This is a genomic window from Thalassospira sp. TSL5-1 (assembly GCF_001907695.1).
Lineage (GTDB): Bacteria > Pseudomonadota > Alphaproteobacteria > Rhodospirillales > Thalassospiraceae > Thalassospira.
On sequence record NZ_KV880639.1, the window covers coordinates 165,198 to 181,558 of the forward strand.

The following is a 16,361-nucleotide window of genomic DNA, read 5'->3' on the forward strand; positions in this document are numbered from 1 at the left end:
TTACCGATTTGAAGTTAGGGCATCCCGGAACGATCTCAGGCCGTTCTCACGGCCTCAAGAAACTGATCCACCCGACCCCGCAAAACTTCGGACTGCTGGGAAAGTTCGCCGGACGCAGAAAGAACCTGCTGGGCTGCTGCTCCGGTGCTTGATGCCGCTTCCGTCACACCGTAAATATTGTGCGAGACATCATTGGTTCCCTGTGAAGCCTGCTGGATATTGCGGGTGATTTCTCCTGTTGCGGCCCCTTGCTGCTCAACAGCACTGGCAATGCTTGCGGCAATCTCGTTGAGTTCTGAAATGGTTGTCCCAATGCCCTGAATGGCCGAAACCGCACTTCGGGTTTCATTCTGGATCGCACTGATCTGGCTGGTAATTTCGTCCGTCGCCCGTGCGGTGGCCGATGCCAGATTTTTCACTTCAGCCGCCACCACGGCAAAACCCTTGCCTGCCTCACCGGCGCGCGCAGCCTCGATGGTCGCATTCAGTGCCAACAGGTTGGTCTGGTTGGCAATGTCGTTAATCAGATTAACCACCTCACCAATGCGAAGTGCCGCCTCGGCCAGACCTTCCACCTGCGCATTGGTTCGGGTTGCATCTTCCGTCGCTTTTGATGCGATTTGGGCAGAATGACTCACCCGCCCACTAATTTCATCAATAGAAGAACTCAGTTGTTCGGTGGCGCTGGCAACCGTTTGCACGTTCGTCGAGGCCTCATCGGCTGCCGCTGCCACGGCAGTAGATTGCCGACTGGTTTGTTCTGCCGTTGCCGTCATCGACTGTGCCGTTACCTGCATCTCCGTTGCCGCCGAAGCAAAACCGTTCAGAACATCAGCAACGTCCTGATCAAACTCTTTGGTCAAACGTTCGATCAAGTCAGCACGCGCCTGCCTTAAGCGAACCTGTTCTTTCTCATACTCTGCCATTTCGTCTGCTTTTATCATGTTTTCCTGGAAAACCAGCACGGCCTTGGACATTTCACCAATTTCGTCTCCGCGTTCCTGTCCCGGAATGCGAATGGTCTTGTTGCCGCCCGCAAGATCACGCATTGCATGGGTAATCTGGCTAATTGGTTTTGAAATACCGGTGCCAATAATCCATGCAGCCAAGCCCCCCACCAGCAGTGCAATAACGGCAACAATGATCATCGATATAACTGCTTCGCCGATGGCTTTATCCGCCCTTGGACCAAGTTCGTCCTGCTCGGCTTTGATATCAAGCTTCAGCTTTTCCAGGTCTTCCGCAAGCTTCGGGCCCAGCGGCTCCAGCTTCTGTTTAAAAATCTGGTCCCGCTCGGCCTGGGATTGAGCCGCAACCAGGTCCCTGAAAGCTTCTTTATATTGTTCGATCAGGTCATCGTTCCGATTACCAACCGCAACGCGGTCTGGCCGGATCAAGAGGGATAAAAGCTGTTCGTTATATTTGTCAGTACCTTCCAAACGATCTTTTCCGCGCGCAATGGCATCGGCAGACCCATTTGTCATGTACTGATAGGTAGCAACACGGGCTTCAAGCAAATTGGCCTGCACACGCCCGGCCTGAAGCGATTGCAAAGAAATCTGGCGATAACGGGAAAAATTATCATCGGCAGAACGCAACGACACAACACCAATGGCCGCCACCACCAGCAACAGCAAAAGTACAACGGCGAAACCACCAAATACCTTTTGCGGTACAGCGATCTTTTTAAGAAAATCCACCTTTTGAGTCCCCCTTGATCATGCCGACTATCTCGCAATGGTAAAATCGGAAAGTCGCGCAATCATTCCTCATCAACGGACGACAGAAAAAGAGGGAAACCAAAATGAATCTAAGGCGTTACAAAGTGTTAGCCCATGAAACGCCAAGCCTGGAAAACATTCTGGAACGTGACTCATATTCAATCACGAGGTATCATCAAATATGGAATAATCATCCTTGACTGAGTCAAAAATTCAGCAGCACAGCATAACGCACCACTTGAAATATTAATTTGAGCACTCACTCTTGGCATAACTCACATTGCTTGAGCAAACCCCGAGCGCCAAAGAAAGCGAAGATGTATTCCTAATCAGACCCCTTAACCGAGAGCTCCAACCTCTAAATATTTCTGTCAACTTCATACCCCGGCCATTTTGTCCCCCAATCGCCGGGTACACATCCTCATATCGGACAGCAGCCACAATGGTACACAAAATACCCTTTTTCAAGCAGAAAAAGAAAACACCCGATCAGAAATGGTTCAAAAATAAACCAGAATATAATAGTGATCGAGCTTAACCCATATGAAAAGCTGCCTAAGCGCCCGCATCAGAACTGCCCGGAAATACTTGGGAATGACAACATCTCAAGCTGCCGAGCTGGCCGGATTGACACGAAAGTCATGGGAAAGATATGAGCTGGACAAAAACGAACCACGCGCCACATCGTTGACCATGCTTGTCGAAAACGGAATAGACGGCACATGGCTGTTGACGGGAAAAGGCAATATGACATCGAGTAACGCGGAAAGGTCCCCTCTCACACTTGATCCGGACCTTTTGAAAAACATCATCGAAGAGCTTGAAAATTTTCGCCAAAAACACAATCCGGATTGGACCACCCAACAAATTTCCCAGATTATCTCGCTTGGCTACCAAATGACAGAGGCACAGGAAACCGCCGAACGGAAAGATGCTATTAGAAACCTCCAATTCCTAATGCGGGCTGCAACATTATAACCTGCCGAAATATCCTTAAGCCACCGCGCAGCATCGCCTGTAACAGTGATGTGATCAATTCTGTCCGATTTCATCGCCAGCATCAAACCTCCCCACACCAGGGAGCAAAAATTACGCGACATTCTCGTCCGCAAGAATAGCTAGCCTCCTATTCCTGAGAGAGAGGGCTGGGACAAAAAAGAACCAAAAGGTATAAACACTGCGGTCAGAAGCTACCTTTCTTCCTTAGCAACCTGCGACGAGTCGCCCTTCAGCACGCCAAAAGGACACAAACAGACCCAGTATACCTTGATACCAGGTAAAAAAAGGGTGCCTCAGAAAATAGGGCACCCTTTTGCAACCACATTCATTTTGCAAACGACGTCAAGAGCCGCCAGAATCAAGAACCGCCCGCCGCCGTTCCCGCAGGGAACCCGCGGTCGCCCGGCCATCACCAGTTGGCTGATAATAAACCGTCATATCCCGCAAAGCAGCCCGCACCTTTTCAAGCGCCTTATCGGGCATATCGGCCAGATCATAAGCATCAAAGCCGCAACGGTGCATATTCAGAATCTGATCACGCAGCACATCGCCAACAGCACGCAACTCGCCCTGATAACGATAACGTTCGCGCAAAATACGTGCATAAGAATATCCACGTCCATCCGTGTAGGCCGGAAATTTCACCGCAATCAACGATAGACGGTTGACATGATCAGCCAGTTCCTCAGGTGCATCACCGGGCACCAGCAGAACACCCAACCTGCCATTACGCGCAATCAGGGCATCACGTTCCGCGTTAAAGCGATTCAGGCTGACCAGAATGTTCTCGCCGCCTTCCGGAACCTGCGCCTCGTCATCAAGCGTGACCCATTCATTATCAATCACGGTGTCATTTTTAACGATCGCCATAAAGCACCTCCTTGAACGGGTCCATGCCAACACGGCGATAGGTATCAATGAAACGTTCGCCCACAGTGCGAATGTCGATATAGCGCGTAATCAGCGATTCAATGGCATCGACCACTTCGGCTTCCGAGAAACCGGCCCCGGCGATTTTACCAATCGAGGCATCCTGGCTGGCGTCACCACCCAGCGTGATCTGGTAAAACTCCTTGCCGCGCTTATCGAGGCCCAGAATACCGATATGCCCGACATGGTGATGACCGCAGGCATTAATGCAGCCCGAAATCTTGATCTTGAGCTCGCCAATATCATACTGGCGGTCAAGGTCGCCAAAACGTTCGGAAATACGCTGCGACAACGGAATGGAACGTGCTGTTGCCAGCGCGCAATAATCCAGCCCCGGGCAGGCAATAATATCGGTCACAAAACCGAGATTGGCCGTTGCCAGACCCGCATTTTTCAGTTCCGCCCACAAGGCAAAAAGTTGAGCCTTTTTAACATGTGGCAAAACAAGGTTTTGTTCGTGAGTTACACGCACATCACCAAAGCTGTACTGATCGGCAAGGTCACCCACCAGTTCCATCTGATCGGCTGTAGCATCACCGGGAATACCGCCAATCGGTTTTAGCGAAATATTGGCAATGGCATAACCGGGCTGCTTATGCGCAATCACATTGGAACGCACCCAGGCGGCAAAATCCGGGTGGGCCTGCTTGCGGCGTTCAAATTCCGGGTCATTATCCTGCAATTCTTCAAAGGCAGGCGGGGCGAATTGTGCAACATATTGCGCAATCTCATCATCGCCAACACGCAGCGAACCGTCTTTGATTTTCGCCCATTCCTCTTCCACCAGGCGGCTGATTTCCTTAACACCCACCTCGTGAACCAGAATTTTGATACGCGCCTTGTATTTGTTATCCCGGCGGCCAAAGCGGTTATACACCCGCAAAATGGCTTCCAGATACGAGAACAGGTCATTCTTGCCAATAAAATCGCGAATGGTTTTACCCACAAAAGGTGTGCGGCCAAGACCACCGCCGACAATCACCTCGAACCCGATTTCACCGGCGTCATTTTTGTGCATCCGCAGGCCAATATCGTGCACTCGAACGGCAGCACGGTCATTGGGCGACCCGGTCACGGCAATTTTGAATTTGCGCGGCAGATAGGTAAATTCCGGGTGGAAGGTGGACCACTGACGGATCAGTTCGCAATAGGGGCGCGGATCTTCGATCTCGTCAGCCGCGGCACCGGCATACTGATCAGTCGTCGTGTTACGAATACAATTGCCAGACGTCTGAATGGCGTGCATCTCCACCGTCGCCAGATCATCAAGCGCATCGGGAATTTCATTCAGCTTCGGCCAGTTGAACTGGATGTTCTGGCGCGTGGTAAAATGCCCATAACCCTTGTCATAAGTCCGCGCGATATAACCCAGCTTGCGCATCTGGTCGCCATTCATGGTACCATAGGGCACGGCAATGCGCAGCATATAGGCATGAAGCTGCAAATAAACACCATTCATCAAACGCAGCGGCTTGAACTGGTCTTCGGTCAACTCACCGGACAAACGGCGGGCTACCTGGTCGCGAAACTGTGCGGTACGTTCCGCAACAAGCTGGCGGTCAAAATCATCATAACGATACATAATGTATCCTCCTTATCCCGCCTGATAACCAAGATCAGTCCGAACGCTTGGCCCCAAAGTCCGCAGAACTTCGCGGTATTTGGTTGGTGCCAGCACACCATCCTCATGGGCAACATCAATCAAATACGGTCCAACAACCGTAATTTGCTGTTTTTCGGTGTTTGCCCGCGCCAGCAGGGCTTCGGCCTGCTCTGCATCCTCGGCGCAAACAGCCTGTCGGATGTCGGTGCTCCAGCCCTCATCAGCGGTCATAAACACCGCGAGGCCATCATCAAGCCGGTTTGCCGTAACAACTTGCAAGGACATTGGGTTCTCTCAGACAGTAAATCTCTCATGGGTGCCCGCGCGGAACCGGGCTTTTATTGTGTAGAATTTGGCCTATTGCATTATATTTGTCAAGTTTTTTTGTTAAATACCATGAATAACAAATTTTTAATGTTAATAATAGCAACCTTGACGCTCCGCATTCCCTCGGCTAGTGCACATGAAGCCCCATCAACAGATTGCACCCATGCCCCAGAACCTGATCAAATTGAGTGTCGGCACCGAAAGCCCGGAAACACTGCGCCAGTGGCAGGAATATATGCGCCAGACTTATGGCCGCATTTATCACACCACCCGCATGACTCCGAAACGACGCGACGACGTTCTGGAGGGTGGCTCTATTTACTGGGTGATCAAAGGTGCAATTCGCTGCCGTCAGCGCGTGATTGACCTGGAAGAATTCACCGACGAGGCCGGGATCAAACATTGCCGCATCGTGCTGGACCCGGACCTGATTGAAACGGCGGCCTACCCGTTTCGTGCCTTTCAGGGCTGGCGCTATCTGGCCGAGGACAAAACCCCGCCCGATGCCAAAAGCAGTGGCACGGATGATGCCCTGCCCGAAGACATGGCAATGGAACTGCGCGATTTGGGCCTGATTTAAGCCCAACGCCTTTCGCACGGGCTGTAACTAACGTCTATCCTGCGCCCCAAATGCAATCGCGGGCTGATTTTCCTCGATATCTTTCAGGGTGATGGCCACTTCCTTTTTCAGCCAGCGAATAAAAGCCAACACACGCGGGCGATTCAGGTTTTCTTCCGGGCAGGTCACATAGTAGGCATAGTTTGAGGCCACTTTTTGCGAAAAGGGCCGTACCAGAAGCCCTGCCTTCAAATCTTGCGCAGCTAGCGATGTACGGGCAACGCCAATACCCTGCCCCACCAGGGCCGCCTGAATAACCATATCCCCACTGTTAAACCGCAGGCCCCGGCGCAAATCAATGCCGGTTACGCCCACACCGTCCAACCAAAACTGCCAATCCGCCGCACTGGTTTTATGATCATCGGATGTGGCATCATGCAGCAATCGATGGGCGGCAATATCCCGTGGTTCGCGCAAAGGCGGGCTTGAAGCCAGATATTCCGGGCTGCACACCGGAAAAATCTCGTCGCACATCAATCGTTCAACATACAGGTTCGGGTAGCGCCCGCGCCCGAAGCGAACCGCCAAATCAATACCTTCACGGCGAAAATCCACCAGCCGGTCATCAGCATGGATGCGCACATCAATATCGGGATGCTCGTTTCTAAAATAGCCCAGTCGCGGGATCAGCCATTTTACCGCAAAGGACTGCAGCACACTTACCGTCACCACGCCAGCTTCCTCAACGGCAAGCAGACTTTCGATCTCGCTGGCAATGCGGGTAAACCCCTCGCTGGTGGCACGCGCCAGGCGCTCGCCTTCATCGGTCAGTTGCAAGCGGCGTGGCAGGCGAAAAAACAGGCGAAACCCCAGATATTCCTCAAGCTGCCTGATCTGCTGGCTCACCGCCCCCTGGGTGACAAAAAGTTCCTCGGCAGCACGGGTAAAATTCAAATGCCGGGCGGCGGCATCAAACGCACGCAAGGCCTGCAATGGCGGTAATCGCATTTGCCCCCCAAGAAAAATTACTGGCGGCCAAACGGGCCCTTGTCCTGGCAAGGGCCTGCCGCAAAACCATTAGTCTGGCTAATATATAAACCGAGAATATATGGTTTGTCATTGGGCATTTTCTGGACAAAAACTCTGTGCAACGCACATGATAACAGCCATATCCCCGTATTACGGGACGGAGTTGACCAAGATGCCTTTTCCAAACCCCATTAGCCAGACTAGCGAACTGTGCCCTAAAACGCCTGTCCCCTGCACGCTTCCGGCCAATTCCATAAAAAGCAGCAACCGGACACGCAACATCATCATCGTTGGGCTGCATGACATGGCAGCGCAGGTGCCAAACCGCTTTCTGGATGCCATCAACCGTTTCTTTGACGCCCTTGCGTACCGCCTCACGACACGCCGCAAACAGCGCCTTGATGTTCGCATCCTGAGTGACCGCCAATTGGCAGATATCGGTCTTTCGCGGCGCGACTTTCATCATACTCCCGAAAAACCGGCCCATTGGAACTTTCATTTGAAAAATTGATCTGTCTGCTTGCGACCAATTGAAAAGAATACGTATCCTGTTTTCTGGAAATTGCGTTCGACGGTGGACCATCCCCGCCGCCTTGCCCCGGAAAGGATCAGACATGGCCAAAAAGCAGAAACCGGCTTCAAAGAAAACAACCTCTGACAAGAAAAACGACGACACCCCGGTTCTTGACGATGCGGTTCACAAAACCCAGCACAGTCGCAGCCATGCCAACCGCCATCCCGACCTGCAGGGCCTTGATAGTGAAACCCGCGACCATATGCTGCTGGATTCCGAAAGCCTGACCATGGAGCGCGTGGATGATGGCGATGGAACGCATCATCACCATCATCATAATAAAGACAAACATACCAGCGATGCTGCCACCAAACGACAAAACGATGTCGAAATGGCGCACAAAGACACGATGAAAACCGAAAAAGAGGCTGCCGCTGTCGCCAAACGGGCAACCCATATCATTCACAAACAGGTCAGCATTCCGGCCGACCTACCCGATACCCCCGATGAACCGTTAAAAAAAATCAAGACCAAACAATATCTTGAACTTATTGCCCCGCTGCATATCGAGCTTCTGAAATTTCAGAACTGGGTCAAAAGTGAAAAGGTCAAGGCCCTGATCATTTTTGAAGGCCGCGATGCAGCAGGCAAAGGCGGCACCATCAAACGCTTTACCGAACATCTCAATCCGCGTGGTGCGCGGGTGGTTGCGCTTGATAAACCCAATGATCGCGAAGTCACCCAATGGTATTTCCAGCGTTATATGGAACATCTGCCATCCGGTGGTGAAATCGTGCTGTTTGACCGGTCATGGTACAACCGGGCAATGGTGGAGCGGGTGATGGGCTTTTGCACCCGTTTTGAAGTTAGCGAATTTCTGCAATCCGTTCCCGAGCTCGAACGGATGTTGCTGCGCTCCCACATTTCAATGACCAAATTCTATTTTTCCGTCAGCAAGGACGAACAGGCACGTCGTTTCGCCCAACGCCAGGAAGACCCGCTAAAACAATGGAAACTCAGCCCGGTTGATTTGGCCTCGCAAAATCTGTGGGACGAATATACCGAGGCCAAGGAAGAAATGTTTTACGCCACCTCTACCCAGGCCTGCCCGTGGGTGATTGTCAAATCTGACGACAAAAAACGTGCTCGCATCAATGCCATTCGTTATTTCCTGTCGCAATTTGACTATCAGGGCAAACTGCCCGATCTGCTGCAATACGATCCGCGCATCATTCGCAGTGTTGATCAGGAACTGGGGATCGACGAATAACGGCGGCGCGATCTGGCGCGTTTTGGTCTTTCCCAAAACGCGCCATCCGCCCTTGCAAACCGTCCAAAATCACGCGCGACACAACGCAATGTTTTCCCCGCGCGCCTTTCGCGACTTCGCCCGTACAAACCCCTCCCGGCCCGCAGATCTGACGAAGTTTTGCGCCACCAATTGACAAGCCCGCCGCCCACAGCCTTTATAAGGCACAGGAAAAACCACAAAATGGGAGGCCGCCGCATGGCCAAATGTGCATTTATCGGGCTTGGCGTGATGGGATATCCGATGGCCGGACATCTTCAAAAAGCCGGGCACAGTGTTACCGTTTATAATCGTACCGCCAGCAAAGCCGAAAAATGGGCCGCAGAGTTTGGCGGAAATTTTGCCGAAACACCGGCAAAGGCCGCCGAAGGCGCGGATTTTGTTTTTTGCTGCGTTGGCAATGATGATGATTTACGCAGTGTCATCACCGGCCCCAATGGTGCATTAGCGGGCATGGCTGCTGGCAGCATCCTGATTGATAACACCACCGCATCAGCAAATGTTGCCCGCGAACTTTATGAAACCGCCGTCAAACAGGGCGTTTCCTTTATTGATGCGCCGGTTTCCGGTGGGCAGGCCGGGGCCGAAAACGGCGTTTTGACCGTGATGTGTGGCGGCGATCAGGAGGCGTTTGACAAAGCATCCCCCGTCATTGATGCCTTTGCCCGCTCCTGCCAGTTACTGGGCGAAAGCGGCAGCGGCCAGTTGACCAAAATGGTCAACCAGATTTGCATTGCCGGGCTGGTTCAGGGGCTGTCGGAAGCCATGAATTTTGGCAACAAGGCCGGCCTTGATATGACCAAGGTCATTGATGTGATTTCCAAAGGGGCTGCTGGTAGCTGGCAAATGGAAAATCGCGGCCAGACGATGGTGGATGGCAAATTCGATTTTGGTTTTGCCGTGGACTGGATGCGCAAGGATCTGGGCATTTGCCTGGAGGAAGCTGGTCGCAATGGTGCTCGTCTGCCGGTAACGGCGCTTGTTGACCAGTTCTACGCTCAGGTTCAGGGACGTGGCGGCAATCGCTGGGATACATCCAGCCTGATCCACCTTCTGGCAAACGACTGATTTTCCAACGCATCTATTGAAAATGGCGGCACCCTGAGATGCCGCCATTTTTATTACCATCATTATAACTGGCCCAAACAGGCCTTCAACGAAGGTAATTACAAGCCCGCACGCAATAACGGTTCAACCTGACTGCGATATTGCGCCAGCATCCCGTTATTGAAATAGCCAACGGCACATTCCAAAACCTCGTCATGTGGGGCATCGCCGTTTTGGGCCTGATCACCGGCATCAGGTGCAATCTCGTCAGTTTGCGGATTGGGGGCCTGATCCTCGGCCTTCACGCCATCCTTACCAAGACGGTCTATTTCAATAGAGGCGGCACATTTATCCGCATCAACCGACGTTATAGTTTTGCGCGGGTCACGACGGCGCGGCGGCAGGGCGTGAGCAAGATCAATCTCGCGATCAAACTCCTCGGCATCCTTCAGCTTCACCTCGATGTCGGGCACAACACCATTGCCCTGAACGATGTGATCTTCCGGGGTGGTATAATAACCTGTGGTGATTTTAACACCGCCACCGCCCGAAAGCGGCATGATACGCTGCATGGAGCCTTTGCCAAACGACCGTTCGCCAATGATAATACCACGGCCATTTTCACGCAAAGCCGCCGCCATCAATTCAGCCCCCGAAGCAGACCCGCGATCCAGCAGGATCACCATCGGAACACCGGCAAAAAAGCTGCCACGATCGGCTTCATATGTGCGCATTTTGCGTTCGCCCCGGCCTTCGGTGGCAACGATCAGGCCTTTTGACAAAAACTGATCGGCAATGTCGGCGGCCGAATCAAGCAATCCACCCGGGTTGCGCCGCAAATCAACGATAATGCCGCGCGGATTGGCGACGGTTTTGGTCAATTCTTTCAAATAATCCCGGGTCTGTTCCAGGGTATTGGCATCAAACCGGGAAACCCGGATATAGGGAATGTCATGATCAATGATCGCAGCGGTAACGGACGGCACCTCAATTTTGGCCCGGCGAATGACGACATCAAAATTTTTGTCCTTACGCAAAATACCAAGGCGCACCGGCTCTCCCACCCGTCCGCGCATCAAACGCACGGCTTCCGATATCGGCTGGCCTTTCATCTCGTGATCGTCAATCGAGGTAATACGATCATTGGGTTGCAAACCGGCACGGGCAGCGGGAGTGTCGTCAATCGGCGAAACAATGCGAATTTGTTTGTCTTCGTCCTGCGCGATAACAATCCCGACACCGGCAAAGCTGCCTTCGGTACTTTCCTGCAGGCGCTTGAACATATCTTCCGACATATAGGCGCTATGCGGGTCGAGGTCGTGCAAACTATGATCCAGCACCTCGCCGACAACATTTTCGGGTGACTTGTCCTTTAGTTCCAGCTTGGGCAAATCCGCGATGGAATCATCAACAAACTTTTTGGTATCGACATCAAAAACATAGGTTTCACGCAAAACCTGCAAGGCTTCAACATACAGGCTGTCAGCCCGATCAAGTTGATCATCGGTGGCATTCGGATCAACATAACCACGGTAGGCATCGAGGAAACGCTGTTCGTCCTGATCGGCCCAAACGGGTCCGGCACAGGCCACCAATCGTGTTCCGGCAAAGGCAATGATTATTCCGAAAACAATTGGTAAAATTCCCTTCCGCAGCACCGCAGGCTCCTTGTCATCAAGTTTACATAGTATCAGGCGTTATATTCTTTACCGCACAAACGCGCCCCAAAAGGCAAAATTTCCGGGACTTCATCTCAAGAACAGATATATCCCAATTACGGCAAGACAATATATAGGCCTGCCACAACAAAAAATAAATCGGCCTTGGCAAATACAGTCCGGTAAATTAACGGGATTGATCATCCTGCGACAATATGGACTCGAATTCCGGCATAAGCTTGATTATGCTGTCTGGAACAAATGATGCCCGGCAAAAGATCGCGGCACATCCGAGCGGGCGCCTCACTGTTTACTAGGGAGACGTCATAATTCATGACCGACTATTCGCCACCCATTGATGATATACGGTTCATCCTCCGTCATGTCATCGGCTTGGATCATATTGCCGGCATTCCGGCCTTTGCCGATGCTACACCCGAAACCATTGATGCCATTCTGGATGAAGCAGGCAAACTGGCAGCAAGTCATCTTGCGCCATTAAACAGAACGGGTGACAAACAGGGTGCGCATTTGCAACCCGATGGCACTGTTAAAACACCAGATGGCTGGCAAAACGCCTATCAACTGTTCCAGGAAGGCGGCTGGCAGGGTATTTCAGCCGATCCCGATCATGGCGGCATGGGATTGCCGCTTGTTGTCGGGGCTGCCGTTGCCGAATTTTGGCATTCCGCCAATATGGCCTTTGCCCTGTGCCCGATGCTCACAGCCGGTGCGATTGAACTTCTGACCACACATGGTTCGCCTGCCCAAAAAGAGCTTTATCTGACCCGACTGATTTCCGGCGAATGGACAGGCACCATGAACCTGACCGAACCCCAGGCCGGTTCTGACCTTGCGCAAATACGCACCCGTGCGGAGCCCGATGGCACCGGCAACTGGCGTATTCGCGGGCAAAAAATATTCATCACATATGGCGATCATGATCTGACCGAAAATATCGTTCATCTGGTTTTGGCGCGCACACCCGATGCACCAGCTGGTGTCAAAGGTATTTCACTGTTTATCGTGCCCAAGTTTTTAACAGCTGAAAACGGCACGATTGGTGAACGCAACGATGTGCATGTCGTTTCGCTGGAACATAAGCTGGGCATTCACGCCAGCCCCACCGCCGTTTTATCGTTTGGCGACCAAGACGGTGCTGTTGGTTATCTTGTTGGCGAAGAAGGCCAGGGTCTTGCTGCCATGTTCACCATGATGAACAATGCCCGCCTTGCCGTAGGCCAACAAGGCATTGCCATTGGTGAACGCGCCTATCAGCAGGCACTGGATTATGCCAAAACCCGCATTCAGGGGCGCGACACCACAGGCACCCCCTGCCCCATCCTGCATCATCCCGATATTGCACGCATGCTGCTTCGCATGCGGGCCAGCACCGAGGCCGCCCGTATTATGGCACTTTATGCGGCCAACCAGCTCGACATTGCGCATCATCATCATGATGACAGCACATCGCGCAAGGCACAGGCGCGGGCTGACCTTCTGATCCCCATGATCAAGGCCTGGGCAACCGATCTTGGTGTGGAAAATGCCTCGTTGGGCATTCAGGTGCATGGCGGCATGGGCTTTATCGAGGAAACCGGGGCGGCCCAGCATTTGCGCGATGCCCGCATTGCGCCCATCTATGAGGGCACCAACGGCATTCAGGCAATGGACCTGATCGGGCGCAAGCTGTTGCGCGATAAAGGCACCACCGCCTTCGAGCTGATCGACACAATCGAGGCCTATATCGATGATACTGCCGATGCCCGCACCCTCAATACAGCACTTGAGCATCTCAAAACCTCTATCCAGTTGATCCTGGATCAATGTGCGGATGACCCTGTCCGCGCCCAAACAGCGGCAAGCCCGTTTTTGCGGCTTTTTGCCATTGTTTGTGGTGGCTGGTTGATGCTCAGGTCTGGCACAGCACTTGAAAATGGCAATCACACATTTTCAGTTGCTTTTACCAACCGCAAGCGTGCATCTGTTGCGTTCTATCTCAGCCAGATTTTGCCGGAATGCGAAATGCTGCAGGTCCAAATCCGTCATGCCCTCACCCCCGGCATCATTCCCCACGCCGATAACGTTTTGACAGAAATTGAAACCGGCTTTGCAACCGACTAACGGGCATGCAGCATCAGGCCCGCCATTTGCCGTTGCGGGTGAAAATCCGCAATGCACCACGGCGGGCCTCCTGTTTCAGGGGGAATTTACAGTCGATAATACGCTGGAAAACAAGCCAATTTCCATTGGCAAGCCTTCAATTTGGCGAATACGAAAAAATACGGAAATTTTCGGCTAATTTCCTGTTTCTGTTTTTATCGGCTTCTCTATAATCCGCCCGATGAATCGCTTGACCCGATATATGCTCAAACAGCAGCTTATCATGATGGTTTTTGTGACACTGGGCCTGCTCTGTGTCATCTGGCTGTCACAAAGCCTGCGTTTCGTGGAAATGATTGTGAACCGGGGTCTGTCGATTTCGGTCTTTTTGCATTTGACCTCCCTGCTACTGCCAAGTTTCCTCACGATCATTTTGCCGATCGCTTTGTTTTTCGTGGTGGTATTCACCTATAACAAGCTGATCCAGGACCGCGAACTGATCGTGATGCGATCTGCCGGCTTAAGCCAATGGGCACTGGCAAAACCGGCAATTATCCTGTCGGTTGGTGTAGCGGCTGTAGGATATTTCTTAACACTCTATTATCTCCCCTACAGCTATCGTCAATTCAAGCAACTGCAATACACCATCCGGAACGACTATTCGTCGGTCCTGTTGCAAGAAGGCAGCTTCACCGATATTGACGGATTGACGATCTATGTACGCGAAGTCGGGCAGGATAATGAGCTGATGGGCATTTTGGTTCATGATGCCCGCAATCCCAAAGCACAAAGCACCATGATGGCAAAACATGGTGCGCTTATTCGGACCGACAAGGGGCCGCGCATTGTGCTGCTCGATGGCAATCGGCAGGAAGTGAACATCCAGGACGGCACCATGTCGATCCTGTATTTTGATCGATATGCGGTTGATATTGCCGAGGACGTGAACGATCCATCCCTTCGGTATCTTGAGGCCCGCGAACGCAGTGTCAGCAACCTGCTTACCGCTGATCCCCCCGACATTCAGCCACAGGATATTCGCAAATACCGCGCCGAAGGGCATGAAAGGCTGATTTCGCCACTTTATGCTGTGGGCTTCGCCGCGCTGGCACTGGCCGTTCTGGTTTCAGGCAGCTTTTCACGCCGTACCCAGCATTCCCGCCTTTTAATCGCCATCGCGCTCATGATCGGCAGCGAGGCGGCGGCAATCGCGCTTAAAAATCTTGCGGCGAAAAACCCTGCCTTCATTGTGCTTATGTACCTTAACGTTTTAATCCCCATTGTTGGCGGAATGTACTGGACCTTGCGTGGGCCGAAAATCACTCTGGCCCGTAAGGCAGGCAAAAACAGTCAGGAAGAAGGATCCGCCCCATGAGGATCTCTCCGCTTCTGACCTGGTATTTCGGGCGGCATGTCCTGTTTTCGATCCTTGCCATTCTGGTTCTGCTGGTGGGACTTATTTTTATCGGCGACCTGATCGAACTTTTGCGCCGCGCAAGCACCCGACCGGATGCAACGATTGGTATCGTCATTCAGATGGCGCTGGCCCGCATCCCGTTCATGACGGAAAAAGTTCTGCCCTTTGGGGTGCTGTTTGGGTCGATGTATTCTTTCTGGAAACTTACGGGAAACCAGGAACTGGTTGTCACCCGTGCGGCCGGTGTTTCTGCCTGGCAGTTTTTATTGCCGCCGCTTCTTTGCGCCTTTTTGCTTGGCACCATTCAGATCACGGCCCTCAATCCGCTTTCCTCGATCCTGCTGCAAAAATATGAAAAACTCGATTCCCGTTACCTCAAGGGTGTTTCGAGTGTCATGAACCTGTCCTCCAGTGGCTTATGGTTGCGTCAGGGCACCCAGAACGGACAGGCCGTTATCTATGCCCGCTCCATCCATTCACAGCAGGAAAACCGCATTGATCTTCGCAATGTCACGGTATTCCGCTTTGAAAATCTGGACGATTTCACTTCGCGGATCGATGCTGCCCGAGCAGTTCTGGCGCCGGGTCTTTGGCATTTTTACGACGCCTGGAGCTTCACGCCCGGTCAAAAAAGTACTTTTTCCAAAGACCTGGAATTGCCGACCAATCTGACGGTGCGCAAAATCCAGGACAGTTTTGCCTCCCCGGATACAATGTCGTTCTGGGACCTCAAACCTTTCATCAACCTGCTGGAACACGCAGGATTTAACGCAAGACGGCACCTCATTCACTTCAACAGCCTGTTATCAAGACCGTTACTTTTATGTGCAATGGTTCTCATTGCGGCGGCATTTTGTCTTAAATTTTCTCGACGCCGCAGGGTTTCTCTTGTTATCGGTGGTGGTGTTACCACGGGTTTTCTGTTGTATTTCTTTACCGACGTCGCTTCTGCACTGGGTGTTTCGGGGGGATTACCCCCAACACTGGCAGCTTGGGCACCAGCCGGTATTTCCGCATTGCTGGGAATATCGACACTGTTACATCTGGAGGATGGCTAACTAGATGGCGGACTTGTCAGGGGGAAGTCTGAAAGCATTGGCTGTATGGGGTATGATCGGGGGCTTCGCGACGATAGCGGCACCAGC

14 protein-coding genes are annotated in these 16,361 nt (G+C 52.4%); 8 read left to right on the plus strand and 6 right to left on the minus strand.

The genetic code is table 11. The annotated features are described in order from the left end of the window. Positions 1-35: 35 nt before the first annotated feature. Complete coding sequence (locus LF95_RS17635; protein WP_073956493.1) at positions 36-1,700, minus strand: methyl-accepting chemotaxis protein; 1,665 nt, start codon at positions 1,698-1,700, stop codon at positions 36-38. Positions 1,701-2,315: 615 nt separating this feature from the next. Between LF95_RS17635 and LF95_RS17640 the strand changes: the two genes are divergently transcribed. Then, positions 2,316-2,699, plus strand: a complete 384-nt coding sequence (locus LF95_RS17640; protein ID WP_073956494.1) for a hypothetical protein — start codon at positions 2,316-2,318, stop codon at positions 2,697-2,699. A gap of 363 nt (positions 2,700-3,062) precedes the next feature. Here the strand turns inward: LF95_RS17640 and LF95_RS17645 are convergent, their stop codons facing one another. From LF95_RS17645 to LF95_RS23565, 3 genes are read right to left on the minus strand one after another with little or no spacing between them, the layout of a single operon-like run. Then, entirely contained in the window at positions 3,063-3,590 is a 528-nt protein-coding gene (locus LF95_RS17645) for a DUF934 domain-containing protein (RefSeq protein WP_073956495.1), read from the minus strand. Then, positions 3,577-5,232 (minus strand): nitrite/sulfite reductase, encoded by a 1,656-nt coding sequence (locus LF95_RS17650; protein WP_073956496.1) that lies wholly within the window; start codon positions 5,230-5,232, stop codon positions 3,577-3,579. The genes LF95_RS17645 and LF95_RS17650 overlap by 14 nt, the downstream gene beginning before the upstream one ends. A 12-nt stretch (positions 5,233-5,244) precedes the next feature. Continuing rightward, positions 5,245-5,538, minus strand: a complete 294-nt coding sequence (locus tag LF95_RS23565) for a DUF2849 domain-containing protein (RefSeq protein WP_073956497.1) — start codon at positions 5,536-5,538, stop codon at positions 5,245-5,247. Positions 5,539-5,716: 178 nt separating this feature from the next. Between LF95_RS23565 and LF95_RS17660 the strand changes: the two genes are divergently transcribed. After that, on the plus strand, positions 5,717-6,160 hold the full coding sequence (locus LF95_RS17660) for a DUF1489 family protein (protein WP_252509818.1): 444 nt from the start codon (positions 5,717-5,719) through the stop codon (positions 6,158-6,160). Positions 6,161-6,187: 27 nt separating this feature from the next. On the opposite strand, the gene LF95_RS17665 is transcribed toward LF95_RS17660, so the two are convergent. Beyond that, complete coding sequence (locus LF95_RS17665) at positions 6,188-7,147, minus strand: transcriptional regulator GcvA (RefSeq protein WP_073956499.1); 960 nt, start codon at positions 7,145-7,147, stop codon at positions 6,188-6,190. A gap of 193 nt (positions 7,148-7,340) precedes the next feature. On the opposite strand from LF95_RS17665, the gene LF95_RS17670 reads away from it, so the two are divergent. From LF95_RS17670 to LF95_RS17680, 3 genes are all read left to right on the plus strand, one after another. Continuing rightward, entirely contained in the window at positions 7,341-7,679 is a 339-nt protein-coding gene (locus LF95_RS17670; protein ID WP_073956500.1) for a DUF1127 domain-containing protein, read from the plus strand. A 103-nt stretch (positions 7,680-7,782) separates the two neighbouring features. Further along, on the plus strand, positions 7,783-8,952 hold the full coding sequence (gene ppk2 / locus LF95_RS17675) for a polyphosphate kinase 2 (protein WP_252509819.1): 1,170 nt from the start codon (positions 7,783-7,785) through the stop codon (positions 8,950-8,952). A gap of 237 nt (positions 8,953-9,189) precedes the next feature. Next, positions 9,190-10,059, plus strand: a complete 870-nt coding sequence (locus tag LF95_RS17680; RefSeq protein ID WP_073956693.1) for an NAD(P)-dependent oxidoreductase — start codon at positions 9,190-9,192, stop codon at positions 10,057-10,059. A gap of 98 nt (positions 10,060-10,157) precedes the next feature. Here the strand turns inward: LF95_RS17680 and LF95_RS17685 are convergent, their stop codons facing one another. Then, positions 10,158-11,696, minus strand: a complete 1,539-nt coding sequence (locus tag LF95_RS17685; RefSeq protein WP_252509820.1) for a S41 family peptidase — start codon at positions 11,694-11,696, stop codon at positions 10,158-10,160. A gap of 333 nt (positions 11,697-12,029) precedes the next feature. Here LF95_RS17685 and LF95_RS17690 point away from each other — a divergent pair, with 333 nt between their 5' ends. The 3 genes from LF95_RS17690 (at position 12,030) to lptG (ending at position 16,274) form a co-directional block, all read left to right on the plus strand. Continuing rightward, the gene (locus tag LF95_RS17690) at positions 12,030-13,820 is read left to right on the plus strand and encodes an acyl-CoA dehydrogenase (protein WP_073956502.1); all 1,791 of its coding nucleotides are present in this window, start codon (positions 12,030-12,032) and stop codon (positions 13,818-13,820) included. Positions 13,821-14,061: 241 nt separating this feature from the next. Beyond that, complete coding sequence (gene lptF, locus LF95_RS17700; RefSeq protein WP_073956694.1) at positions 14,062-15,174, plus strand: LPS export ABC transporter permease LptF; 1,113 nt, start codon at positions 14,062-14,064, stop codon at positions 15,172-15,174. After that, positions 15,171-16,274, plus strand: coding sequence for an LPS export ABC transporter permease LptG (gene lptG / locus LF95_RS17705; RefSeq protein ID WP_073956504.1), 1,104 nt, complete (start codon positions 15,171-15,173; stop codon positions 16,272-16,274). The genes lptF and lptG overlap by 4 nt, the downstream gene beginning before the upstream one ends. Positions 16,275-16,361: the final 87 nt, after the last annotated feature.